Genomic DNA, 22,903 nt, shown 5'->3' with positions numbered 1-22,903 from the left:
GCATCGGCAGCCCTCCACTTCGCTTTACACAAGATAATGTACTCTTTGGCACAACCATTCGTGTAATGCAAATCACAAAATGAAACCTTCCGTAAGGGGAACTCGCATCCCCCTTACGTATCCCCGTCCGCATAAGGGGGAGTCTCTCCCCCTTATGTATCCCCCAAAGACAAAACGAAAAAAAGAACTTACATATCCCCCTTACGTATCCCCCTGACGGGGAAGAATTCTTTTGGCCTTAATGGGAGGATTTCTCAGAGGAAAGTCCGAAGGCTTCTCACTTCAGGGGAAAGAACAGGAGTAAGGGTAAGGGTAAGGGTGCTGCCGCCCCAAGAGGAACTCCGGGCGGCTACTTTCGAATATTTCTGGCGAGGTTGCCGAAGCCCAGGGCCTCCCGCACCCTGGCCATGGTGGCCCGGGCCACCACGGCCGCACGCTCGCTGCCCAGGGCGGCTATCTCCTCGAGGCGGGCGGGGTTTTCCAGAAGCTCCTCGCGCTTGGCCCAGATGGGCTCCATCACGCGGAAGACGTTCTTGATGAGGATCTTCTTGCAGTCTATGCAGCCTATGGCGGCGGTGACGCAGCCCCGGGCCACCTCGTCCTGCTCGGCCCGGGTGGAGAATATCTTGTGCAGCTGGTAGACGGGGGACTTCTCGGGGTCGCCCCGGTCGGTGCGCTTCACCCGGGCGGGGTCGGTCATCATGGTGCGTATCTTCTCCTCCACCACCTGGGGGGAGTCCGAGAGGTAGATGGCGTTGTGGTAGCTCTTGGACATCTTCCGCCCGTCTACGCCGGGCACCTTGGGGAAGAGGGTCAGCAGGGGCTGGGGCTCGGGGAAGAGCTCGCCGTACAGGCCGTTGAAGCGGCGGGCTATCTCCCGGGTTATCTCCAGGTGGGGCACCTGGTCCTCCCCCACGGGCACGAGGTCGGCCTTGTACATCAGGATGTCGGCGCTCTGAAGCACCGGGTATCCGAGGAAGCCGTACATGTTGAGGTCCCGGTCGGCGAGCTGCTCCTTCTTCTCCTTGTAGCTGGGGACGCGCTCCAGCCAGCCCACCGGGGTGACCATGGACAGCAGGAGATGCAGCTCCGCGTGCTCCAGGATGCGGCTCTGCAGGAAGATGGTGCAGCGCTCCGGGTCCAGGCCCGCGGCGATGTAATTCATGAGGATGTCCCGCACGGACTCCCGTATGGCCTCGGGGTGGGCGTAGCCGGTGGTCAGGGCGTGCCAGTCGGCGATGAAGTAGTAGCAGTCGTACGTCTCCTGCAGGGCCACCCAGTTCTGCAGGGCCCCCACCAGGTTGCCCAGGTGCAGTTTGCCGCTGGCCTGCATGCCGCTCAGGACGCGCTTCGTCGGTGCCGTGGAGACCTCCTTCGATTACAAGAGATTCAAGAGGGCCATGAACAGGCGGATGAGCGGGGTGATGAAGACCCCCGCCAGCCCCGTCATGATGAGTATTATAACAATAATCATCCCGTAGGGCTCCAGGCGGTTGAGCTGGTCGGCCTGGCGGATGGGCAGAAAGCCCGCCAGCACCCGGCCGCCGTCAAGCGGGGGGACGGGTATGAGGTTGAAGGCCGCCAGCACCACGTTGATGAGGACCCCGGAGCGGAGCATCAGGAAAAGGGGCAGGATGATGGCCTCCGGGAGGACGCCCGACAGGGGGTTTACCACCAGCTTGACAAGCAGCACGCAGGCCACGGCCAGGGCCAGGTTCATCCCCGGACCGGCCGCGGCCGAGAGCGCCATGTCGCGCTTGGGATTGCGGAAATTGTAAGGGTTGATGGGCACGGGCTTGGCGTAGCCGAAGACGAACTGCCCCTGAGTGGTGATGAGCAGGATGACCGGCAACAGCACGGTGCCGATGGGGTCGATGTGGGCCAGGGGGTTCAGGGTGAGGCGGCCGGAGAACTTGGCCGTGCCGTCTCCCATCTTGTAGGCCGCCAGGCCGTGGGCCACCTCGTGGAAGGTGATGGCCACCAGGATGGGCACGGCCGCGATGGCCACCTGCCTGAGAATGCTCGGAATGTCCAGTCCGCCCATCCCCCGCGCTACCCGTAGAGGTCCGGGTTCAGAATCTTGTCGATGGTGGTCCTGGCCAGAACCAGCGGGGCGATGAAGTTGTTGGACATGTCGTGCTCGATGTCCCGCTTGTTCGACAGGTAGGTGATGCGGTCCTGGAGCCGGTCGCGCAGGTAGCCCAGGTAGGCCTGGGTGCGCCGGGGCTTGTACTTCTTGTCGTAGTCGGGCTCGAAGAGCTCGTTGCCGTTTTTGGGAACGAGCAGCCCGTGGAAGGTGCGCCACTCCCTCCACTGGACGCTGTCCCGGATGAGCGCGGTGACGATGGCCAGGGAGAGCTGCTTGGGGATGTCCAGGAGCTCGCCGGGAAGGCCGAAGGCGTGAGTGTTCATGATGTAGCACTCGCAGTCCATCTTGAAGAGCTTCCGGAACTGCTCGCAGTCCTCCAGGAGCGGGTGCACCCGGAAGGGGTTGGCGAAGGGCTCGATGACCAGCTTCTCGAGCTCCTTGGCCTCCACGTTCTCCACCCCCTTGGCCCTCAGGGTGGACAGCGACGCCCCCAGGGCCACGGCCAGGGCGCTCCCCTTGACCTTGCAGACGGGGGGAAGGCTCGTGTCCTTCTGAAGCCAGATGACCATGCCCGGCCTCTCGCAGTGCTCCGAGTGGGTGAACATGTCGCGGCTCTTCAGGCAGCGGCCGTTGGAGTTTCTGACGTCCAGGGCCACCAGGCGCTTCTCGCCCGTGGGAAGCTGGGTGACCGCCACGTTCTGCGCGGAGTAGAAGTACCTGAGCGTGGGGTCGTTGAAGGTGACCGCGTCGGTCTTGTCGAAGAGAGAGGGCTCCAGGGCCACCGAGAAGTCGTTCTCCAGGTCGATGAGGAAGGCGTCGTCGTGGATGACGGTCACCTTCTCGTCCTCGCGGAGCAGGCCCTCGTGGTCCAGGCTGTTGGTGATGGAGCTCTTGCCCGAGCCCGACAGGCCGAAGACAGCAACGGGCGGGGCGTTTCCTATCTTCTTGATGCCCCCGTGGCAGGCTACCATGTTGTGCCGCACGCCCACCGTCCAGGCCAGGGTGAGGGTGCCCTTCTTGCGCTCGCCGAAGTACCGGAGCCCCAGGATGGCGATGCAGTTGTGGGCCTCGTCGATGATGACGCAGCCGTGGGGGAACTCCGGATGGGTCCACGAGGGGTCCGCGAAGGCGACGATGTCGGGCTCATCGATGCGGCGGGAGCGTTCGTATATCTCCGTCCAGGGCTTGATGAAGGGCTGGAAGTTCAGCCCCCAGTCCAGCATGTTCTTGGCGTCGGCCTCCGGTGAGAGCAGGTGGGCCTTTACCATGAAGTCCGGGTGCAGCCCCACGATGCCCTCCAGCCACAGGCCCGGGCTCTGGTTGAACCGGTATACCGCTTCCCGCAGAACGGCCTGGAACTTCTCGCTCTGGGCCCTGTCGAAGTTGCGCACAAGGAGGCGGGCCCGCGCGGTGCGGCCCACCACGCTGCCGTCGTTGCTCACCAGTATCCTGGCGTCCGCCGGCAGGCCGAAGTGTTCGGGGCGGTACATCGGCATGTCGGTGGCCACCACCTCGTGCTGGGTGAGGGCCAGGTCGTAGAGCTCCGCCATGGTGGTCTTTCTCACCGAGTTGGCATGCATGCCCGTCTCGATGATGGCCCTCCAGGGGGAGGCGGGAAGCTTCTGTTCCGTCGCCATAAGGTTCTCCTTGGAGTGAATCACTTATCATAGACCGGGGTTCGGGCCCTTGTCAAATACTAGTCGCTTCTAAGAAGCATTGCCGGCGGATGTCAAGGCCTCATTTCGCCATTTTGCACCCGCAAAACGGCCACCAGGGCGCTCTAGGAAGACATCCCCCTGGTCCAAGAGCATGACGGTGCGGGCGGCCGGGGGGCGGGCGAAGGTCCCGCCTGCCCACGTGTGAGCCCGCTCCTATGCAGCCGGTTGACTTTCTGTTAGAATCTGGACATGCGAGGCAACGGTGCCGCGAAAAGACGGAGGCAGGCCCCCAAGGTCCTCATGGTGGACGATGAGGCGCCCATCCTGATGTTCTACGAGGCGGAGCTCGCCGACGAGGGCTACGACGTGGTAACCGCCACAAGCGGGCAGGAGGCCCTGGAGCTCTTCGCCAGCGAGAAGCCCGACGCCGTGACCCTGGACATCATGCTGCCCATGGTGCAGGGGGGCAGGCTCAGAAGCACGGTCAACCCCACCGGCATCCGGCTCCTTCAGCAGATGAAGGGCATGGACGGCTCCATCCCGGTCATCATGCTTACCGCCTTCGACTATACCGACAAGATGAAGAACCTTCCCTCCGACGGATACGTGGTGAAGTCCTCCGACACGGACGAGCTGAAGTCCCTCCTGGAGAGGCTCGTCCGGAGAAAGGAGGAGACCCGTGGATAGGGCTTTTGAAAGGCGGGAGGAGGACTATCTCTCCGATATCCTGGCCCTGGATTCCCCGGTCCCGCGCTCCTTCCTCTTCGGGCAGTTCCTGAGGATGAAAGGGCTCATCACGGAGGAGGACGTCTTCAACGCCCGGATGATGCAGAGGCAGCACAACCGCAGAATCGGCGAGCTGGCCCGGGAGAAGGGATGGCTCTCCACGGCCGACGTGGCCCGCATCCTCACTTACCAGGAGGAGGACTTCCGGAAGTTCGGGCAGGTGGCCCTGGAGCACGGCTACATATCCCTGGAGAGGCTGGAGAGCCTGCTCAAGGAGATGCAGGAGAGCTATGTGCTCTTCGGCGAGGCCCTGGTGAACCTCGGCGTGCTCACCAAGGAGGAGATGGAGGAGAACTTCGTGCAGTTTCAGAGGCTCAGGCTGGAAGGGGAGCACCACGCCTGAGGCCGGCCGTATCGGATAGTCCGGCCTCCCCCCGGGGCCGAAGGAATATTCCCGGACAACACGAGAAGCAAAGCGAGGTTCCCATGCGACGGTTAGCCCTTCAGATGTCCCTCGTCTTTTCCGCCGGTGCCCTGGGCGGCCTTATAAACGGATTGGCGGTCTGGTTTTTCGGCCGGATAGGCTTCCCCGAGGCCCTGGGAGTCTCGCTGGCCCCCGCCCTTACGGTGCCGTGGCTTTATCCCCGCCTGGTGTGGGGAGGCATATGGGGCGCTCTGTTCCTGATACCGCTTCTTCGGAAGCGGCCCTTCTGGCGGGGCGTCCTCTACGGGTTCGGGCCCACCCTGGGCATGCTCTTCTGGGTGTTTCCCCTGAAGCTGGGCAAGGGAACGGCGGGCCTTGACCTCGGAGCCCTGACCCCGCTTTTCGTCATCATTTACAACAGCATCTGGGGCGTGGTGGCCTCCTACTGGCTCCGCCTGGCGGGCGAAGAGCGCCGCCCCTGAGGGGCTCTCTCCGCTTTTGAGCGGCTTTCGCCGCAAGAGGGGGAAAAGCCGCCGCGGGGACCGTTGCACCCTCCGCGCACACTGTTGATGTCCCCCCCTTTGATGTGTATAATAAAGCCCTCCCGGGAGAGTCACCGTCTCGCCGGGGGTAGTGGGGGAGTTTCGATACACGGGCAGCTGTCTTCTCTTTCGCCGGAACACTTTTTACGCTGACATGGAAAGGCACCTTTACCTTCTCTCTTCGGACCAGACAAGTGTTGCCGTGGCGCGCCGCACCCTGGAGCCTCTGGGCGTTGCCGTTACGGTCAAGCAGCGCCTGCCCGCCCTGCTCAGGGCCATGCAGGGGCCCGACCTCGTCCTGGCGGACGTCTCCGACGTCGCCCGGGCCACGCGGGAGATACGCTCCTACCACCCCGAGGCCGTCGTGCTGGTGACCACCCGGGAGGACTGCGCCAAGTCCGCCGTGCAGGAGGGGGCGCATTTCTGCCTGGTCAAGCCCCTGAACACCCACCGGCTCGCCGCAGCCGTCAGGAGCGCGCACGGCTATCTGGCCCTCAGGGACGAACTGGAGAAGCGCCAGGACGAGGCCGCCGTGCCGGTGGACCTCTACGGCGGCACGGCCATGCGCAAGGTCCTGAGGGAGGTGGAGCGCCTGGCCCGGCGGGACGTCCCCGTGCTCATCTCCGGCGAGAGGGGCACGGGCCGCGAGCACATGGCCCGCGTCATGCACCGGATGAGCAGCCGCAGAACGCGGTCCTTCGTCACGGTGGAGGGTGCGGGCGGCGACCTGGAGACGGCCCTTTTCGGGACCGAGGGCTCCCCCGGCAAGGCGGTGAGCGCCGAAGGGGGCACGCTCTTCCTCAAGAACCTCGACGGTCTTGCCCCCGAACGGGCCAGGAGCGTGGGTGCCTTCATGAAGGAGCGGACCCTGCCCGGCTCATCGGGGAGCCGCCTGGACGTGCGGGTCCTCTGCTCGTTAAACGGCATCCAGGGCGACGACCCTCTCCGTACCAGCTCGTGCAGGGTGCTCAGGCTTCCGCCCCTGAGGGAACGCGTGGAGGACATCGTCCCCCTGGCCGAGCAGTTCCTCACGGAGTGCGCGCAGGTCTTCGAGACCGGCCCGAAGCGCCTGGCCCAGGGAGCCAGGAAGTACCTCACCCGCCATCCCTGGCCGGGAAACGTGGGGGAGCTGAAGAACGCCATCCGGAAGGCCTGTCTCCTTTCCAGCGACGAGCTGGTGGAGGAGAGGCACTTCGTCCTGGGAGACGTGGCCGCCCACTGCTCCATCAAGGAGTTCCTCCAGGTCAAGCTCGGCAAATACATAGGCGAGATGACCAAACTGCGCAGGGCGGGCCTGCATGCCACGGTGATGAACGAGGTGGAGAAGTCCCTCATCGAGCTGGTCCTGGAGGAAGCCTCGGGCAACCAGCTCAAGAGCGCGGCCACCCTGGGCATAAACCGCACCACCCTCAGGACCAAGATAAAGAACTACCGCATCTCCCCCTGACCCCCCGTCTCTCCTTCCGCACGCCTCGGGCGAGACGGGTATGGTAAACTTCTATGTTATGGTTCGTACGGGCATTTCCGAGCGGGTTCCGGAGGGTTTCGTGAAGACTGGGAACAACGAGAAGAAGATCCTCATCAACGCCAGACACCCCGTGGAGAAACGGGTCGCCATCGTCCAGGGGGAGCTCCTCGTGGACTTCTACGTGGAGGTCCCCCTCAAGGAGCACCTGAAGGGAAACATTTACAAGGCCGCGGTGGCGCGGGTGGAGCCCTCGCTGCATGCCGCCTTCGTGGACTTCGGCCCGAAGCGCCACGGCTTCCTCCAGTACGACGAGGTCATGCCTTCCGTGAGAAAGGCGGGGGCCGGGGGCAAGGGGCGCATCCAGGACGCCCTGGGCAAGGGGCAGGAGCTCATCGTGCAGGTGGAGAGGGAGGAGCGCGACACCAAGGGGGCGCGCCTGACCACCTACATATCGCTGCCCGGCCGCTACGTGGTCATGATGCCGGGGCAGGAGAAGGTGCGCGTCTCCCGGAAGATCGAAAGCAGGGCCGAGCGGGAGCGCCTCAAGGAGCTGTTCCAGTCCCTGAAGCTCCCCGGAGACGCGGGCTTCATCCTGCGCACCGCGGGCATGGAGCGTTCCACCGAGGAGCTGGCCCACGACCTGAAGTACCTCACCAAGCTCTGGAACAAGATACAGGCCGAGGCCAAGAAGGCCTCGGCCCCGGCCCTTGTCTACAAGGAGGAGGACATCGCCGTGCGCACCGTGCGGGACTACCTCACCACCGACGTGGCCGAGGTCATCGTCGACGAGAAAGAGACTGCCCGGGCCGTCCGGGCCTTCCTCCGAAGGACGATGCCCTGGCGGAAGATAAACGTCACGTACTACAAGGCCGCGCGGCCTCTCTTTGACATCTACGGCCTGGAGGTGCAGATAGCAAAGCTCGGGGAGCGGTTCGTCTCCCTTCCCTCCCGCGGGTACCTGGTCCTGGACAAGACCGAGGCGCTGACGGCCATCGACGTCAACTCGGGCCGCAGCCGCAAGGAAAAGGGGGTGGAGCAGACCGCCTTGAAGACGAACTTGGAGGCCGCCGACGAGATTGCCCGGCAGCTCCGCCTCCGGGACATCGGCGGGCTCATCGTCATCGATTTCATCGACATGGAGCAGGTGAAGCACAGGCGGGAGGTGGAGGCCCGCCTGAGCACGGCCCTCCACGAGGACAAGGCCAAGTGGGACCTGGGCAGGATATCGCAATTCGGGATGCTGGAGATGACCAGAGAGCGCCTGCGGTCCACCTATTTCGAGACCACCACCCGCGCGTGCCCCGTCTGCGCGGGAGCCGGCGTGCTCAAGGCCGACGAGCTGGTCGCCCTCTCGGCCTTCAGGGAGATGCACACGCGGGCCTCCGAGGGCGGCATCGAGGGCTTCATCTGCAGGCTCCCGGTGGCCAGCGCGAACTTCCTCATGAACGAGATGCGCCAGGACCTCGTGGCCCTGGAGAAGGAGTTCAAGGTCCGCGTCTCGGTGCTGGCCGACGGCACCCTGCCCCCCGGGCAGGTGCAGGTGCAGGCACAGAAGGAAGCCGGGGAGGCCCCGGCCGAGGAGCAGGAGACGCCCGAGGCGCCCAGGAAGAAAAAGAGGCCGCGGCGGCGGGGCCGGAAGAAGCCGGCCGGGAAGGAAGCTGCCGAGGCCCCGGAGGAGGAGGCGGTGACGGTCCAGGAAAAGGCAGCCGGGGAAGAAGCCGCGCCGGAAACCCCTGAGGAAGCGCAAGGGGAAGCGGCACCCGAGGGGCCCAGGAAAAAAAGGCGGCCCCGCCGGAGGGGGCGGAAGAAAGCGGCCCAGCTCCCCAAAGGGGAAGGGGAGACGGCAGCCGAGGCCCCCGCGGAGCCGTCCGGTGAAGAAGCCCCTGTAGCGGAGGCCGCCGGCGCTCCGGCGGAAGCCGCAACCGGGGGGGCCAGGAAGAGGCGGCGGCCCCGCCGGAGGGGTCCGCGCAAGAAGGCCCCGGAAGAGAAGCCCGAAGCGTCCGAATCCGTGCAGGCCGCGGGGGAAGGAGCCGCGGAGGGCTAGCCTCCTACATGCGGGCGCCCGTCAGGGCGTCCTTGCAGGGGCAGTGCCGGCGGGGGGGAATCCGCGCCACCGTCTCTTTGATGAGGAGCCTGAGCCTCCGGGTGGACTCCTTCATCATCTGCACCACCTCCTCGGTGGTGAGCTTCTGGCCGGTCAGTCCGGCCGCGCGGTTGGTCACCACCGATATGCCCAGCAGGCACATCTCGAGCTCCCTGGCCAGGACGGCCTCGGGCATGCCCGTCATCCCCACCAGGTCGGCGCCCCCTCGGGCGAAGAACCGCACCTCCGCGCGGGACTCAAGCCGGGGGCCGTTGACACAGAGATAGGTGCCCTCCGCCCTCAGGGCGAGGCCCGCCTCCTTGCCCGCCAGAAGGGCCGATGCTCGAAGCTCCGGGCAATAGGGCTCGGTGAAATCCACGTGGACGACCTCGCCCTCTTCGTAGAAAGTGCCGGGGCGCGCCCCCTGCGTCATGTCCAGCACCTGGTCCAGGATGACCAGGTCCCCCGGGGCCAGGGAGGGGTTTATCCCCCCCGTTGCGTTGACCGATATGATGCGCTCCACGCCCAGGTCCCGGAACCCCCGGATGTTGGCCCTGTAGTTGACGCGGTGCGGGGCGATTTCATGCCGGAGGCCGTGGCGGGGCAGGAAGACCAGCCGCACCCCGTCCAGCTCGCCCAGGGCAAAGGGGGCGGAGGGCCTGCCGTAGGGCGTTTCCAGCTCCCGTTGTTCCAGGATTTTCAGCCCCTCGATGTCATACAGCCCGCTTCCGCCTATCACACCCACGCTCTGCATGGTGATATAATACACCATCGAAACGCGCCGCCGGACGTCCGCCGGAAACCACGAACCCATGAAAGAGACGGTGCCTCGTGCTTGACCAGATGCTCCTTGAGAAAGTCCTCCGGAAGGCCCTCTGCCGGGGCGGGGACTACGCCGACGTCTTCGTGGAGTGGAAGCGCCCCACCACGTTGCAGATGGAAGAGGGGCGCATAGAGAAGGTACTGACCGGGGTGGAGCAGGGCGCGGGCATCCGCGTCCTCTTCGACGGGAAGACCGCCTTCGCCTTCAGTAACGACCTGCGGGAGGAAACCCTCCTCCTGGCGGCCCGGGGGCTGAGCGTCGCCGTGGCCCGGGGGGAGAGCGCCCCCGGGCTCTCGCTGATGACCCAGCGGCCCGCAGTGGATTTTACCTTCCGGGAGCGGCCCGACGCGGTTGCCCTGCCCAGAAAGGTCTCGCTCCTCAGGGAGGCCGACCACGCCGCCCGCGCGCTGGGCGGAGAGAAGGTGCGGCAGGTGAGCCTCGTCTACCGCGATTCGGTCCAGAGGGTGCAGGTGGCCACCTCGGAGGGCGCCCTGGCCGAGGACGAGCGCATCCATACGATTTCGCTGGTGAACGTGGTGGCCCAGGAGAAGGACGTGGTGCAGACCGGCTATGAGACCATGGGCGGCCTGGTGGGGTTTGAGCTTTTCGCCGAGGAGTCCTTCGTGCAGGCCGCCCTGCGGGCCGTGCGCCGGGCCCTGGCCATGCTCACGGCCCGCCGGGCCCCCGGCGGGAGGATGCCGGTCGTCATCTCCTCGGAGGCCGGGGGCACCATGATACACGAGGCCATCGGGCACGGCCTGGAGGCGGACCTGGCGGGGCAGGGGCTCTCGAAGTTCTCCGGCCTGCTGGGCCGCCAGGTGGCCTCCCCCCTGGTCACCGTCATCGACGACGCCACCCTGCCGGGGAAGCGGGGCTCCTTCCGGTTCGATGACGAGGGGACACCCTCGGCGCGGACCGTTCTGGTGAAAGACGGCGTCCTCCGCACCTACATGTTCGACAAGCTCTCGGCCATGCGTGAGGGGGCCCAGTCCACGGGCAACGGCAGGCGCGAGAGCTACCGCCACCGCCCCATCCCCCGGATGACCAATACCTTCATCGCCCCCGGCGCCTCGGAGCCGGAGGACATCGTGCGGTCCACCGCGAGAGGGCTCCTGGTAAAGAGGATGGGCGGCGGGCAGGTCAACACGGTGACCGGGGAGTTCGTCTTCGACGTGCAGGAGGGCTACCTCATCGAAAACGGTGCGCAGGGCGAGGCCGTGCGGGGGGCCACCCTCACCGGAAACGGCCCCGACGTTCTCATGAATATCGACATGGTGGGCTCGGACCTCGGCTTCGCCATCGGCACCTGCGGCAAGGATGCCCAGGGAGTGCCCGTCTCCGACGCCATGCCCACGGTCAGGATAGCAGAGATGGTGGTGGGGGGCGAGGTCTGAGGGTGCGGCTCTCCCTGTGTCCTTTCTGCGTCACTGCGGATACAGCGCCACAGGAGCAGGGAGGAAATTCCTTGTTTATCAGCTTGTTTCATGTGGCACATAAATTGCTTTGTTCTTACCCGTGCGTTTACAGCGGACCATAAGGGGCGAGAGGAGCTTCACCGGCTGGGGGCTGCACTCCGGCAGGCGGGCCCGGATGCTTCTGAGGCCCGCGCCGCGGGACACCGGCGTCGTCTTTCACCGGCGGGACAAGGGCGGGTTCGTTCCGGCCCAGGTCGCCATGGTCTCCGACACGGCCTTCGCCACCACCCTCAGGGTAAACGGCTCGCGCGTGCGGACGGTGGAGCATCTCCTTTCGGCGGCCGCGGGCCTCGGCGTGGACAACATGGTGGTGGAGCTCGAGGGGCCCGAAGTGCCCATCATGGACGGCAGCGCCAGGGCCTTCGCCGAGGGCATTCTGGCCGCGGGCGTCGCCCCGCAGGGAGTCTACCGCTCCTATATCAAGGTCATCGAGCCCGTTTCCTTCAGGGACGGGCATGCCGAGATAGTGGCCCTTCCTTACGAGGGCAGGGCCGTCACCTGTCACGTCTCCTACGGCCACCCCCTCGTCGGTGAGCAGCGGATGTGCGTGGACCTGGAGGACGAGGAGAGCTTCGTCCGCGAAATCGCCCCTGCCCGGACCTTCGGGTTCCTGAAGGACGTGCAGCGGCTGAAGTCCATGGGCCTGGCCCAGGGTGGCTCCCTGGACAACGCCGTGCTCCTGAGCGACACGGGGGTTATTAACGCCTCGGGCCTGCGTTTCAAGGACGAGTGCGTCCGCCACAAGATCCTGGACTTCGTGGGGGACCTCTCCCTGGCGGGCTTGCCCATCGAGGCGCACTTCATCGTCTCCCGCTCCGGCCACGCCGCCAACACGAAGTTCCTCAGACACCTTCTCTCCGACCCCGGGTGCTGGCAGATCGTCTCGGGGGCGGAGCACGGCCTGAGGGTCCCTGCGTAACCAAAAAGGCCGCATAATCAAAGGCTTATAATTAAAGCCTTGATTTTTCCGTTTCCCCCGGCATAGACTCTAAAAGAACTCCGGAGAGAAAAAATGGGCTGGGAATCCCTTCCCAGCCCATTCCAGACCTCGCAGCCTTGTTCGTTGCTGCTTCTTCTCCGCTTACTTCTTGGCTGCGGTCTTCTTCTTGGCCGCGGTCTTCTTCTTGGCCGCGGTCTTCTTCTTGGCCGCGGTCTTCTTCTTGGCCGTGGTCTTCTTCTTGGCCGCGTTGTTCGCCATCAAATCACCTCCTTTCTGGCCTCCTCGGACGGAGACTGGATTATCTGACGCGTCCGACCAGCGAGATCCTCTTTCCGGAGAGTATCTTCCTCAACTGTGCATCGCGTCTTTTCCGTCTGCGCTTGAACTCTTCCTCTTCCATCTCTATCCACGTTATCTTTACGTTGAACTTCCTCTCGATGCTCCGGAACTCCTTTACCAGGTCGTCCTGGGCCCCCACCACCATGAGGTCCACCGTATCGGCGTCCTCCCCCTCGGCGTAGGGTCCGTAGATGAAGGCGGCCTTTACCCCGGAGGCCCGGAGCACGGCCTTCAAGGCGCCCGGAAGGCCCAGCGACTTCGTAATCAGGCTTCTCAGCTCCCGGAAGAGGGGGGATTCCTTGTTGGCCTGGAAGTACCTCAAATTGGCCACGTGCTCGCTGGTGACGATGCCCATGCGTTCGAGGTTGTCCAGCTCTCGCTTGATGCCCGAGGGGTTCTTCCGCAGGAGCTTGGCGATTTCCCTGACGTAGAACATCTCGTCGGGGCTGCTCAGGAGGAGGGAGAGGACGTCAGCCCGTATCGACGATGAGAAGAGCTTCTTTAGCATCTGCCTCCTGCACGTATAATGAAACGTCTCACCGCATTTTTATAACATATCACCTGAAGTGTGTCAATAAAAAAGATGAACAAAAAATGCTTTTTTGTGAACGCGTTTACACATAGAGAACGTTTACAAAAAGCGAACGCAGTTTTTTGGTGATGCCGGTCACGAAACGGCCCTCAGCGCAGCAGGGCGCGCACCCGCCGGAGGTTCTCCGGGTCGTCGGCGGGCGACGTCTTGGGCGTTTCGAGGATAAGGGGGACGCTTCCGAAGGACTCGTGGTGCAGAAAGCGCTTCATTCCCCGGCTGCCTATCTTCCCCTTGCCTATGTGCTCATGCCTGTCCAGGCCGCTGCCGAGCCCTCCCCTGGAGTCGTTCAGGTGCACCAGAAGGACCCGGGAGAGGCCGAAGAACGCCTCCATCTTCTCGCTCAGGGTGCGGAGGCCCTCTTCCGTGCCCAGGTCGTAGCCCGCGGCGTACGCGTGGCAGGTGTCCAGGCATATGCCGCGGACGGCGCCCCCGGCTGCTTGGAGAATCCGGGCCACCTGCTCCATCGAGGAGGCCACGTCGCCGCGCTTGCCCGAGGTGTTCTCGATGAGGAGCCCCGTCCGGGAGGGCGAGGACAGCTCCAGGGCTTCCGCCATGCCTTGCACGCTCAAGCGCGCGGCGTTCCCCTCCCGGGAGCTCCCCGGGTGAAGCACCACGTAGTCCGCGCCCAGGAGGTCCGCCCTCCTCATCTCCTCTGCAAGGAGGGCGATGGACGCGCGCCGCAGGTCTTTCCGGGGCGAGGCCAAGTTGATGAGATAGGACGCATGGACCGCAACGGGGGAGATGTCCAGGCGCTCGCGCTCCCTTCGGAAGAGGGCGGCCTCCTCTTCGGGAAGCTCTCCGGTCTTCCATCCGCGGGGGTTATGGCTGAATATCTGCACGGCCGTGCATCCCAGGTCGCGGGCGCGCCTCAGGGCCTTTGCGAGCCCTCCCGCTATGGACGTGTGGACACCGAGACGCCGCTCCATGGCCCTCCTCGTATACTTTATCACCGGTCTCCTTTTAAAATAAGGAGAGAGGAGCCGGTTTGAAGAGCGACAGGAGGTGAGTTTCCCATGTGCGAGCTCAACGCGTATGTTTTAAGGGACGGCACTCAGGAGCTTGTCTTGGAAAGCGTGACCGTCATCCAGGCCGAGCAGGGCACGGTCGTCGTGCGGAACCTCTTCGGCGAGGAGAAGAGGCTTCAGGCGAAGATAAAGGAAGTCTCGCTCAAGAACAACACGGTCGTCCTGGAGGCCTGAGTCCCGTGGCCTGGAGGCTCGTGGAGACGGCCGACGGGGGCGCGGCCTGGAACATGGCCCTGGACGAGGCCGTGGCGGCTGCGGTGCGGCGGGGCGCGGCCCCTCCCACAGTGAGGTTTTACGGCTGGACCTCTCCGTCGGTAAGCATCGGGTGTTTTCAGCGGGCCCGGGACGTGGACCTGGCCTTCTGCGAGAGGGAGTCCATTGCCGTCGTGCGCAGGCCCACCGGGGGAAGGGCGGTGTTTCACGGGCGGGAGCTCACCTACAGTGTTTCGGCGCCGCGGGGCGCCCTCATGCCCTCGAGTCTTCTGGGGACGTACCGCGCCCTGAGCGCGGCCTTCCTCGCGGCCTTCAAGCTCCTGGGCCTGGAGCCCTCGGCCCACACCGGCCGCAGGCCCTCCGCGGAGAGAAGCCCCCTTTGCTTTGCCTCACCCTCCTACGGAGAGGTGACCCTGAGGGGGAAAAAGGTGGTGGGCTCCGCCCAGAGGCGCTGGCCCGACGGGTTTCTCCAGCAGGGCTCCCTTCCCCGCGAGGTGGACCGCGCACGCACGGCGCGCGTCTTCCGGCTCTCCGGCGAGGAGGCACCCCCGGCGGGGCTCTGCGAGGTGGTGCCGGACGTGACCCCGGAGGCCCTCAAGGACGCTCTTCGTCTGGGTTTTGAGGAGGTATTGGGCCAGGCCCTTCTGCCTGCTCCTCCCACGGAGGAAGAGCTGAAGCGGGCCCGTGCCCTTGAACGGGAGAAGTACCTGTCGCCGGGCTGGACCCTGAGGCGCTAGGCTCCTGGGCCGGCGGGGAGGTGCCCCGGTGATAGAAAAGCATCACCGAGCCCAGGATGACCAGGCACAGGTAGGCCTGGACGGCCAGGCTCAGGAACTGGTACGGGATGGCCAGGATAATGCCCACGAAGGGGACGAACTGAAGCGGGATGCCCACCAGGACGAGGGCGAACTGGGCGCCTATGTAAAGCAGGGCCAGCAGGGCGAAGAGGCCGACGGCCCGGGGCTGCCTTTTCAGGAATGCAAACGCGCTGTCCAGGGAGCGGGACGGCCTTTCCCCCTGGAGGGCAAGGGGGGCGATGCCCTCCAGGCTCAGAAGATAGAGGCCGAAGATGAAGGCGAAGAGGAAAAACAGGGCCGAGAGGATGAAGAAGGTCCTGAAGAAGACCCCGAGGGCGCCTTCGTGCGGGGCGAGCCGGTCCAGGGCGAGAAAGCCGGCTACCGCGGAGACCGACCCCAGAAGGAAGAGGCCGATGAAGAGGAGCCCCACCAGCAGGGTATAGCCCATGAGGGGAACGAAGAGCCTCTTTGCCCAGTGCGTGAAGCTCCCCATGGAAAACCGGAAGGAGGCGTCCTTGACGGCCTGGCCGAGGACGCCCGCGGAGCCCCCGAGGACGTAGAGCCAGACGGAAAACGAGAAGGTCAAGTAGTTGAGAATGCTTACGAGGACCACCACAAAGATCCAGAGAAAGCGGCTGACGAGCTCCCAGGGGTTTCCGGCAGCCGCCGCCAGGTCCGTCAGGCTTTTTACCTCCGGCAGGTGCGCTCCGTTTACGAGCAGGGCCGCCGCTACCGGAACGACCACCAGGACCACGAACCCGACCGCCTGAATGACGGCCATGACGAGCTGGACGAGCACCAGTTGCCAGGTGCGGTTGACGAGCCGGAAGCCTTCCGTTATGGCGTCCGAGAGAGACACAGGTCGTATTGTAGCAGGTTTGACCCCCTGAAATGAGACTCTTTATAATCCACAACGAGACGTGAACGGCGCCCGTACGCAGAAGGTCATCAAGGTCACCGGGGACGCCAGGGCCGAGGTCGAAGACCTGGTTGCCCTGGAGCGGAGGCTCCGCGTGCGCGTCAACGGCTCGGAGCGCCTGAGCCTGTACTGCACGCCCCTGATGGTGCGGGAGCTGGTGGTGGGCCTTCTCGTGACCGAGGGTGTTGCCGAGGGTGTCTGTGCAGAGCGCATGAGCATCGTCTACGGCGAGGAGATAACGGTGGACGTGGCCGCCGAGGGGCGGGTCAGCACCAAGGGGGCGTCGGTCACCTCGGGCTGCGTGGGGGGCATCAGCTTTGAGAAGAAGCACACCACCCGGGCACGGAGCGACCCGATGCGCATGGGGGCCGGGCGGCTCCTGGATGTCTTCGGGCGCTTTCAGCACCGCTCCGACCTTTACAACTCCACCGGCTGCGTCCACAGCGCGGCCCTCTCCGACGGGGAGGACATCCTCTGCCATGCCGAGGACATCGGGCGGCATAACGCGGTGGATAAGGTCATCGGTTATGCCCTCCTGGAGGAACTCGGATTCTCCGGCCGGCTGATGCTGGCCAGCGGCCGCCTGTCCTCGGAAATCGTCTCCAAGTGCGCCCGATGGGGCATTCCCCTGGTGGTAAGCCGCACCGCCCCCACGGCGCTGGCCCTGGATATCGCCGAGGAAAGCGGGGTCACCGTGGTGGGCTTTGCCCGCGGCAGGCGCTTCAACATCTATACCCACCCCGAGCGCATCACCTTCCCCTGAGCGAGGCCCACCCATCCCCGGTAGCGTTTGGGGCCCTCACTCTATCAGACGCTTGAAAACGGGTGCCCTGAACATCCCGTCGCGGGTCCTCTCCTGAAAGAGGACCTCGGCCCGAAGCTCGGGGCGCACCCAGCGGATGTCCTCCCTGATGTTCCGGAAGGACGGAGAGGGCGGCTCTGCGGTGCGAAGCTCCTCGAGCTTCCCCCTGAGCCGCCGGGCCTCCTTCTCGCCGAAGCCCGTGCCCACCTTGCCCCTGTACACCCACCGCTCCTCCTCGGGGGTGGCCAGGGCCAGGGCCCCGAAGGTGGCGCTCCGCGCGCCCTTGCCCGGTGTGTACCCTATGATGAAGCAAATCTCCGCGCCCCGGGGCTTTATCTTGAGCCAGTAGCGCGACCTCTTGCCCGGCAGGTAGGGGCTTTCCATGTCCTTGGCCATCGCCCCCTCGAAGCCCCGCTTTACGGCCTCCTCGAAGAACCGCCGCCCCTCGGCCGCCACGTACATGGACTCAAGGAGGCGCTCCGAGAGCCCGAGCGTGCGCGCCAGGAGCTTTTTCCTCTCCCGGAGGGGCCTCGCGGTCCGCCACCGGCCGTCGAGGTACAGGATGTCGAAGGCCACGTAGGTGGCCGGCATCTCCCTGGAAAGAAGAGATATCTTCAGGGGGTTGTCCAGGTGCTCCCGCTCCTGGAGCCTGGGGAAGCTGGTGAGCCCCCCGGAGAAGACCACGAGCTCCCCGTCCAGGATGGCGGTCTTTGCACGGATGGCCCCCGTGAGTTCGCCGAGCTCGGGGTAGCGGCGGGTTATGTCCAGGAGCCTCCGGTTCTGAAGGCGCACCCCCCCGGCCTCCTTGAAGAGGATGCAGCGGGTGCCATCCCACTTTATCTCGTAGAGGTGGCGGGGCGAGTCGAAGGGCCGGGAGGAGTAGGCCAGCATGGGCCTGACGGGCTTGCGGGGCATCTAGGCCGTCTTGCGCTTCCTTTCCCCGGGCTTCCTTTTCCTTCCGGCGGCCATCTCCTTTTTCCCGGGCATCTGCCGGGACTCCTGCACGCTTTTCCTCAGGGCGTCCATGAGGCTTACCACCTTCCTCCTCTCCTCGGGGCGCCGCACCTCGAGCTTCTTGCCCTTGGCCTTGGCCTCGATGATGCTCATGAGGGTCTCGGAGTACTCGTCCACGAGCTCCTCGGGCCGGAAGGGGCCGCTCATGTTCTCCATGATCTGCACGGCGAGCGCGAGCTGCTCCTCGTCCACCGGGGCCTCCGCGGCCAGGGCTGTCTCGCCGAGCTCGGAGACCTTCTGAATTTCCTCGGGGTAATGCAGGGTGTAGGCCACCAGGGCTCCGTCATGGGGCTTGATGGCCATGATGTGCTCCCTGTTTCTGATGACCACCTTGGCAAGGGCCGCCTTGCCCGTCTTCTCCACCGCCCGGAGGAACAGGGCGAAGGCCTCCGCCCCCACTTTGCCGTCGGGCACCAGGTAGCTGGCCTCGGAGTAGTACAGGGGATGTATCTTCCCCTCGTCGACGAACTTCATCACCTCGATGGCGTCGGTGGCCTCTTTCTTCGCCCGCTCGATCTCCTCGTCCTCGATGGGCACATACGTGTCCCTGCCGTAGCGGTAGCCCTTGACGATCTCCTCCCTGTCCAGCTCCTTCTCGCAGTGGGGGCAGTAGGTGTGCTGGCGGACGCGGGTTCCGCACTCCCCGTGCAGGAGGTTGAAGCTTATGGTCTTCCGGGAGATGGCGGTGTACATCTTCACAGGGATGGTCACCAGGGAGAACCGGATATATCCCTTCCACGTGCTCTTCATGCCCCGACTCCTTTTCCTTTCTTGATAGCCAGATGCTAGCAGAAAAGGCGCCCCGGGGCAACGAGGGCGCGCCGGCGCGAGCCGGAGGGGCTACCTGATGCCGTATTTGGAGAGCTTGTGGCGGAAGGACCGGTAGGAGAGCCTCAGGAGCTCCGCGGCCTCCGTCTGTTTTCCTCCGGTGCTCCTGAGGGCCTCGACGAGGTATTTCTTTTCGAACTCGGCCAGCATCTCCTCCAGGTCCACGCCCCCGTTGGAGGAAATGTCCGGCAGAAGGGCCTCCTCGCTCCGGGGCTTCGCCTTCAGCTCCGGCGGGAGGTCGGCGTCGGTGATTATCTCGGTGTCTGTAAACAGGAGGATGCGCTCCACCATGTTTTCCAGCTCCCGCACGTTGCCCTTCCAGGGGTGCTCCATGAGGAGCTTCATGGCGCTTCCGGAGAACTGTCTCTTTCCGTCGGAGTACTTGCCGATGAAATGCTCCACCAGGGGGGGAATGTCCTCCTGCCTCTCCCTCAGGGGTGCGATGTGCAGGGGAATGACGTTGAGCCGGAAGTACAGGTCCTCCCTGAAGGTGCCGGTCCGGATGGCCTCGTCGAGATTCTTGTTGGTTGCCGCGATGATGCGGGTGTCCACCCGGATGTCGGTGTTCCCCCCCACCCTGCGGAAGGTCCCGTTTTCGATGGCCCGGAGGAACTTCGCCTGCAGGTTCATCGGCATCTCAGCGACCTCGTCCATGAAAAGGGTGCCGCCGTTGGCCGTCTCGAAGAGCCCCTGCTTGTTCTGCACGGCCCCCGTGAAGGAGCCCCTCATGTGCCCGAAGAGCTCGCTTTCCAGGAGCCCCTCGGGGAGGGAGGCGCAGTTGATGGCGACGAAGGCCCGCTCCCCGCGCGGACTCATGTTGTGAAGCGCGCTGGCCACCAGCTCTTTGCCCGTGCCGCTCTCCCCGGTGATGAGGACGTTGGAGTTGCTGCCGGCGACCTTGGGAATCAGGGCGAGGACCTCCTGCATGGGCCTGCTCTTGCCGATGATGTTGTCCATCTCGGAGGAGGTCCGCACCGTCTCCCGCAGGAGGGAGACTTCCTGCTTCAGGCGGTGCTTGTCGACGGCGTTTCTGACGATGAGGCGGATCTCGTCTATCTTGAAAGGCTTGTGGATGTAGTCGTAGGCCCCGTGCTTCATGGCGTCGATGGCCGACTCCATGGTGCCGAAGGCGGTGATCATGATGACCAGGGTCTCGGGGGAGGCCTCGCGGGCGCACTCAAGGATGTCGAAGCCGCCGGCGCCGGGCATCTTGATGTCGGTGATGATGAGGTCGAAGATGTCCTTGCGTATCCACTGCAGGCCCTCGTCGCCGTCGGCGGCGGTCACCACCTCGTAGCCCTCGCCCTCCAGGAGGATGCTCAGGACCTCGCGCATGTTCTTCTCGTCCTCGACGACCAGTATCTTGGCCTTGGTCTCTTTCATGCGTCCCTCGGCAGGAGAATATCGAACCGCGCACCCTGGCCCGGCACGCTGCGCACGGTGAGGATACCCTTGTGGTCCTCCACGATGCGATAGGCGATGCTCAGGCCGAGTCCGGTTCCGGTGTTCTTGGTAGTATAGAAGGGGAAGAAGATTCTTTCCAGGTCCTCCCGGGCGATGCCCTTTCCCGTGTCCTCGAAGCTGATCTCCACAAGCCCGTTGCGGGCCCCGGTCCCCACGGTAAGGGAGCCGCCCTCGGGCATGGCGTCCAGGGCGTTGATGCCCAGGTTCCAGAAGACCTGCTGGAGCTTCCCGGCGTCGGCCTTCACGCGGAAGGGGCCGGAGAACCGCCTTCTGAAGACGATGTCCGCGTGGTCCCGGTTTTCCAGGAACTCCAGGGTGTCCTCGAGGGCGCCGTGCAGGTCGAACTCTTCCATGACCACTGGGGTCGGACGGGAGTACCCGAGAAAATCGTCGATGATGGAGTTTAGCCGGTCCATCTCGTGCAGGGCTATGGTCATGAGGCGCTCCTTCTGCGCTTCCGGGATGACGCCCTCGGTGAGCATCTCGATGGAGCTTTTCAGGGAGGCCAGGGGGTTTCGTATCTCGTGGGCCATGTTGGCCGACAGCTCGCCTATGGCCGCGAGTTTTTCCTTCTTCTTCATCTCCTCGGCCATTTTCTTCAGCTCGGTCAGGTCCTGGAAAATGCCGATGTAGCCCGTGTCCTCCCCCTTGGTGTCCTTCATCCGGGATATGCTGGAGCCGATGACCCTTTCGGCCTCGCCGAACCGCACGGTGGCCTCCATCCTCTTCTGCTCGGTGAGGTCGACGATGAAGGGAAAGACGAGCCGCACGTCGGCGCCCGCCACTTCGGACCGCCCGTACCCCGTGATGCTCTCGGCCGCCCTGTTGAAGAGCCGGATGTTGCCCTCCACGTCCGTGGTGAACAGCCCGCTGGGGGTGCTCTCGATGACCTCGCGGTTGAACAGCGTGAGGTCTTCGATGTCCATGTCCCGGCGCTCGATGCGCGAGGAGAGGTACCCGGTGAGATAGGCGGTGAGGAAAAGGGCCAGGAGGTGGGAGAATATCTTGTAGAGGAAGTCCTTCACCTCAAGTCCCTGGGCAAAGTCGATGGGGATGACGCCGTAGAACTGAAGGTCGATGAGCGCCCCGTACAGGATGCTCGCCATGACGGCCGCCGTGTAGCCGGCGCGCTTTCCCATGACGATGGCGGAGTAGATGACGATGAGCAGCAGAAGGGAGGAGAACCAGCTCTCGATGCCGCCGGTGAAGACGATGAGGGCGTTGATGGCCACGGCGTCCACGGCTATCTGGGCGTAGGCAAGGACGCGGTTGGGCACCCTGTCCAGGAGGACCAGATAGATGATGGAGGCGACGTAGAGGAGGATGATCAGGTAGAGCACCGCGGCGGGGTACGGCAATACCCTGTCGCCGATGCGCAGGACGAAGAAAGAGCCCAGCAGCACCGTGACGAAAACGACCCTGAAGGCGATCAGAGTCTTGAGCCTCATGGTCAGGGAGCCGTCGGTCATTTGATCAGGGTCATCATCCTGAAGATGGGCAGGTACATGGCCACGATGATGAAGCCCACGGTGGTCCCGAGGAAGACCATGAGCATGGGCTCCATCATGGCCGTCAGGTTGTTCACCGTGTTGTCCACCTCGTCGTCGTAGAAGTCCGCTATCTTGGTGAGCATGCTGTCCAGGGCGCCGGTGGACTCGCCCACGGCTATCATGTGCGTCACCATGGGCGGGAACACCTTCGCCTTGGCCAGGGGCTCGGCCAGGGTCTTGCCCTCGCTGACCGCCTGCCGGACGTCCATGATGGCAAGCTCCACCACCTTGTTGCCTGAGGTCTTGGCCGTTATCTCCAGGCCTTCCAGGATGGGCACGCCGCTACTGGTGAGGGTGCCCATGGTGCGGGTGAACTTCGAGATGGCCACCTTGTTCAGGAGCTCGCCGAAGATGGGCAGCTTGAGGAACAGGCCGTCGGTCATCCGTTGGCCCTTGGGCGTCCTGCGGAACTGCCTGAGGAAGATCACCAGGCCCACCAGGGCAATCAGGATCATCCACCAGGTGCTCTTCATAAAGTCGGAGATGCCCACCACTATCTTGGTCGGCACCGGCAGGGTGCCGCCCAGGGTCTCGAACATCTCGGTGAAGGTGGGGACCACGAACACGAGGATGACGGCCACCACGATGACGGCTACCACGGTGATGGTGGCGGGGTAGACCAGGGCGCCCTTGACCTTCTTCTTGAGCTTCATGGCCTTCTCCATGTAGGCGGCCAGTCTCTGGAGGATGGTGTCCAGGATACCGCCGCTCTCGCCGGCCGCCACCATGTTGGCGTAGAGTTCCGTGAACGTCCGCGGGTGTTTCCTCAGGGCGTCGGCGTACGTGGAGCCGCCTTCCACGTCTTCCTTGATGGCCGCCAGCACCTTCCCCAGGCTCTTGTTCTCGACCTGGGTAGACAGTATCTCCAGGGCCTGCACCAGGGGGAGGCCCGCGTCTATCATCACCGAGAACTGGCGCGTAAAGACGACGATGTCCTTGTCCGTGATCTTCTTGTCGCCCAGTTGAAGGCTCCAGAAGGATTTCTTCTGCTTCTCCGTTATGGTGGTGGGCGTGATTTTCCGTCGCCTGAGGAGTGCCTGGACCTCGTCCTTTGACTTGGCCGTCATCTCCCCGGACTCTATCGTCCCCTGAGGCGTCTTCCCGGCCCATTGGAATACCATTTCTGCCATGA

Annotated in this window: 21 protein-coding genes; 10 read left to right on the top strand and 11 right to left on the bottom strand. The window is 64.5% G+C overall.

Annotated features, from left to right (window positions below; genetic code table 11):
• Positions 1 to 349: 349 nt before the first annotated feature.
• From trpS to P8Y39_02130, 3 genes are read right to left on the bottom strand one after another with little or no spacing between them, the layout of a single operon-like run.
• Positions 350 to 1,342, bottom strand: a complete 993-nt coding sequence (gene trpS / locus P8Y39_02140; GenBank protein MEJ2191137.1) for a tryptophan--tRNA ligase — start codon at positions 1,340 to 1,342, stop codon at positions 350 to 352.
• Positions 1,343 to 1,378: 36 nt separating this feature from the next.
• Positions 1,379 to 2,044: a site-2 protease family protein gene (locus P8Y39_02135; GenBank protein ID MEJ2191136.1), complete on the bottom strand. Its 666-nt coding sequence runs from the start codon at positions 2,042 to 2,044 to the stop codon at positions 1,379 to 1,381.
• Between the two features lie 8 nt (positions 2,045 to 2,052).
• Complete coding sequence (locus P8Y39_02130) at positions 2,053 to 3,726, bottom strand: phosphoenolpyruvate carboxykinase (ATP) (protein ID MEJ2191135.1); 1,674 nt, start codon at positions 3,724 to 3,726, stop codon at positions 2,053 to 2,055.
• Positions 3,727 to 3,996: 270 nt separating this feature from the next.
• On the opposite strand from P8Y39_02130, the gene P8Y39_02125 reads away from it, so the two are divergent.
• The 5 genes from P8Y39_02125 to P8Y39_02105 all read left to right on the top strand — a co-directional run bounded on the left by P8Y39_02125 (position 3,997) and on the right by P8Y39_02105 (position 8,951).
• Positions 3,997 to 4,434 (top strand): response regulator, encoded by a 438-nt coding sequence (locus P8Y39_02125; GenBank protein MEJ2191134.1) that lies wholly within the window; start codon positions 3,997 to 3,999, stop codon positions 4,432 to 4,434.
• Complete coding sequence (locus P8Y39_02120) at positions 4,427 to 4,876, top strand: hypothetical protein (protein ID MEJ2191133.1); 450 nt, start codon at positions 4,427 to 4,429, stop codon at positions 4,874 to 4,876. Before P8Y39_02125 ends, P8Y39_02120 begins: the two co-directional genes overlap by 8 nt.
• 83 nt (positions 4,877 to 4,959) lie before the next feature.
• Positions 4,960 to 5,379 (top strand): hypothetical protein, encoded by a 420-nt coding sequence (locus P8Y39_02115; protein MEJ2191132.1) that lies wholly within the window; start codon positions 4,960 to 4,962, stop codon positions 5,377 to 5,379.
• 214 nt (positions 5,380 to 5,593) lie between these two features.
• A complete protein-coding gene (locus P8Y39_02110) occupies positions 5,594 to 6,886 on the top strand; it encodes a sigma 54-interacting transcriptional regulator (protein MEJ2191131.1) in 1,293 nt (430 codons plus the stop codon).
• 100 nt (positions 6,887 to 6,986) lie between these two features.
• The gene (locus P8Y39_02105; GenBank protein MEJ2191130.1) at positions 6,987 to 8,951 is read left to right on the top strand and encodes an Rne/Rng family ribonuclease; all 1,965 of its coding nucleotides are present in this window, start codon (positions 6,987 to 6,989) and stop codon (positions 8,949 to 8,951) included.
• 4 nt (positions 8,952 to 8,955) lie between these two features.
• Here P8Y39_02105 and mtnP read toward each other — a convergent pair whose 3' ends face one another.
• On the bottom strand, positions 8,956 to 9,804 hold the full coding sequence (gene mtnP / locus P8Y39_02100; protein ID MEJ2191129.1) for an S-methyl-5'-thioadenosine phosphorylase: 849 nt from the start codon (positions 9,802 to 9,804) through the stop codon (positions 8,956 to 8,958).
• Positions 9,805 to 9,821: 17 nt separating this feature from the next.
• Between mtnP and P8Y39_02095 the strand changes: the two genes are divergently transcribed.
• Both P8Y39_02095 and lpxC read left to right on the top strand, forming a co-directional pair.
• Positions 9,822 to 11,207, top strand: coding sequence for a TldD/PmbA family protein (locus P8Y39_02095; protein MEJ2191128.1), 1,386 nt, complete (start codon positions 9,822 to 9,824; stop codon positions 11,205 to 11,207).
• 121 nt (positions 11,208 to 11,328) lie between these two features.
• Positions 11,329 to 12,207: a UDP-3-O-acyl-N-acetylglucosamine deacetylase gene (lpxC, locus tag P8Y39_02090; protein ID MEJ2191127.1), complete on the top strand. Its 879-nt coding sequence runs from the start codon at positions 11,329 to 11,331 to the stop codon at positions 12,205 to 12,207.
• A gap of 319 nt (positions 12,208 to 12,526) precedes the next feature.
• Here the strand turns inward: lpxC and P8Y39_02085 are convergent, their stop codons facing one another.
• Positions 12,527 to 13,075, bottom strand: coding sequence for a winged helix-turn-helix domain-containing protein (locus tag P8Y39_02085; protein MEJ2191126.1), 549 nt, complete (start codon positions 13,073 to 13,075; stop codon positions 12,527 to 12,529).
• Between the two features lie 173 nt (positions 13,076 to 13,248).
• On the bottom strand, positions 13,249 to 14,109 hold the full coding sequence (locus P8Y39_02080) for a deoxyribonuclease IV (protein ID MEJ2191125.1): 861 nt from the start codon (positions 14,107 to 14,109) through the stop codon (positions 13,249 to 13,251).
• Positions 14,110 to 14,172: 63 nt separating this feature from the next.
• Between P8Y39_02080 and P8Y39_02075 the strand changes: the two genes are divergently transcribed.
• From P8Y39_02075 to fdhD, 3 genes are all read left to right on the top strand, one after another.
• Positions 14,173 to 14,358, top strand: a complete 186-nt coding sequence (locus tag P8Y39_02075; GenBank protein MEJ2191124.1) for a CooT family nickel-binding protein — start codon at positions 14,173 to 14,175, stop codon at positions 14,356 to 14,358.
• Between the two features lie 5 nt (positions 14,359 to 14,363).
• Positions 14,364 to 15,134, top strand: coding sequence for a biotin/lipoate A/B protein ligase family protein (locus P8Y39_02070; protein ID MEJ2191123.1), 771 nt, complete (start codon positions 14,364 to 14,366; stop codon positions 15,132 to 15,134).
• Between the two features lie 980 nt (positions 15,135 to 16,114).
• Positions 16,115 to 16,876: a formate dehydrogenase accessory sulfurtransferase FdhD gene (gene fdhD, locus P8Y39_02065; GenBank protein ID MEJ2191122.1), complete on the top strand. Its 762-nt coding sequence runs from the start codon at positions 16,115 to 16,117 to the stop codon at positions 16,874 to 16,876.
• Positions 16,877 to 16,912: 36 nt separating this feature from the next.
• Here the strand turns inward: fdhD and ligD are convergent, their stop codons facing one another.
• From ligD to P8Y39_02040, 5 genes are all read right to left on the bottom strand, one after another.
• Positions 16,913 to 17,830 carry a non-homologous end-joining DNA ligase gene (gene ligD / locus P8Y39_02060; GenBank protein ID MEJ2191121.1) on the bottom strand — a complete coding sequence of 306 codons (918 nt, stop codon included), beginning with the start codon at positions 17,828 to 17,830 and terminating at the stop codon, positions 16,913 to 16,915.
• Entirely contained in the window at positions 17,831 to 18,679 is an 849-nt protein-coding gene (locus P8Y39_02055) for a Ku protein (GenBank protein ID MEJ2191120.1), read from the bottom strand.
• Between the two features lie 90 nt (positions 18,680 to 18,769).
• The gene (locus P8Y39_02050; GenBank protein ID MEJ2191119.1) at positions 18,770 to 20,140 is read right to left on the bottom strand and encodes a sigma-54 dependent transcriptional regulator; all 1,371 of its coding nucleotides are present in this window, start codon (positions 20,138 to 20,140) and stop codon (positions 18,770 to 18,772) included.
• Positions 20,137 to 21,690 carry an ATP-binding protein gene (locus P8Y39_02045; GenBank protein ID MEJ2191118.1) on the bottom strand — a complete coding sequence of 518 codons (1,554 nt, stop codon included), beginning with the start codon at positions 21,688 to 21,690 and terminating at the stop codon, positions 20,137 to 20,139. The genes P8Y39_02050 and P8Y39_02045 overlap by 4 nt, the downstream gene beginning before the upstream one ends.
• Positions 21,687 to 22,901: a type II secretion system F family protein gene (locus tag P8Y39_02040; protein MEJ2191117.1), complete on the bottom strand. Its 1,215-nt coding sequence runs from the start codon at positions 22,899 to 22,901 to the stop codon at positions 21,687 to 21,689. Before P8Y39_02040 ends, P8Y39_02045 begins: the two co-directional genes overlap by 4 nt.
• Positions 22,902 to 22,903 lie beyond the last annotated feature (2 nt).

The sequence above is a fragment of the Nitrospirota bacterium genome, assembly GCA_037386965.1.
Classification (GTDB): Bacteria; Nitrospirota; Thermodesulfovibrionia; order Thermodesulfovibrionales; family JdFR-86; genus JARRLN01.
The sequence above is the reverse complement of the archived record's forward strand: the minus strand, read 5'-3'. Positions and strand labels throughout refer to the sequence as shown.

Coding starts and splice junctions, on each gene's coding strand:
- ligD (MEJ2191121.1), bottom strand. CDS start 17,830: ATGCCCCGCAAGCCCGTCAGGCCCATGCTGGCCTACTCCTCCCGGCCC.
- P8Y39_02055 (MEJ2191120.1), bottom strand. CDS start 18,679: ATGAAGAGCACGTGGAAGGGATATATCCGGTTCTCCCTGGTGACCATC.
- P8Y39_02045 (MEJ2191118.1), bottom strand. CDS start 21,690: ATGACCGACGGCTCCCTGACCATGAGGCTCAAGACTCTGATCGCCTTC.
- P8Y39_02075 (MEJ2191124.1), top strand. CDS start 14,173: ATGTGCGAGCTCAACGCGTATGTTTTAAGGGACGGCACTCAGGAGCTT.
- P8Y39_02110 (MEJ2191131.1), top strand. CDS start 5,594: ATGGAAAGGCACCTTTACCTTCTCTCTTCGGACCAGACAAGTGTTGCC.
- P8Y39_02125 (MEJ2191134.1), top strand. CDS start 3,997: ATGCGAGGCAACGGTGCCGCGAAAAGACGGAGGCAGGCCCCCAAGGTC.
- P8Y39_02130 (MEJ2191135.1), bottom strand. CDS start 3,726: ATGGCGACGGAACAGAAGCTTCCCGCCTCCCCCTGGAGGGCCATCATC.
- P8Y39_02085 (MEJ2191126.1), bottom strand. CDS start 13,075: ATGCTAAAGAAGCTCTTCTCATCGTCGATACGGGCTGACGTCCTCTCC.
- mtnP (MEJ2191129.1), bottom strand. CDS start 9,804: ATGGGTTCGTGGTTTCCGGCGGACGTCCGGCGGCGCGTTTCGATGGTG.
- P8Y39_02050 (MEJ2191119.1), bottom strand. CDS start 20,140: ATGAAAGAGACCAAGGCCAAGATACTGGTCGTCGAGGACGAGAAGAAC.
- P8Y39_02040 (MEJ2191117.1), bottom strand. CDS start 22,901: ATGGCAGAAATGGTATTCCAATGGGCCGGGAAGACGCCTCAGGGGACG.
- P8Y39_02115 (MEJ2191132.1), top strand. CDS start 4,960: ATGCGACGGTTAGCCCTTCAGATGTCCCTCGTCTTTTCCGCCGGTGCC.
- P8Y39_02135 (MEJ2191136.1), bottom strand. CDS start 2,044: ATGGGCGGACTGGACATTCCGAGCATTCTCAGGCAGGTGGCCATCGCG.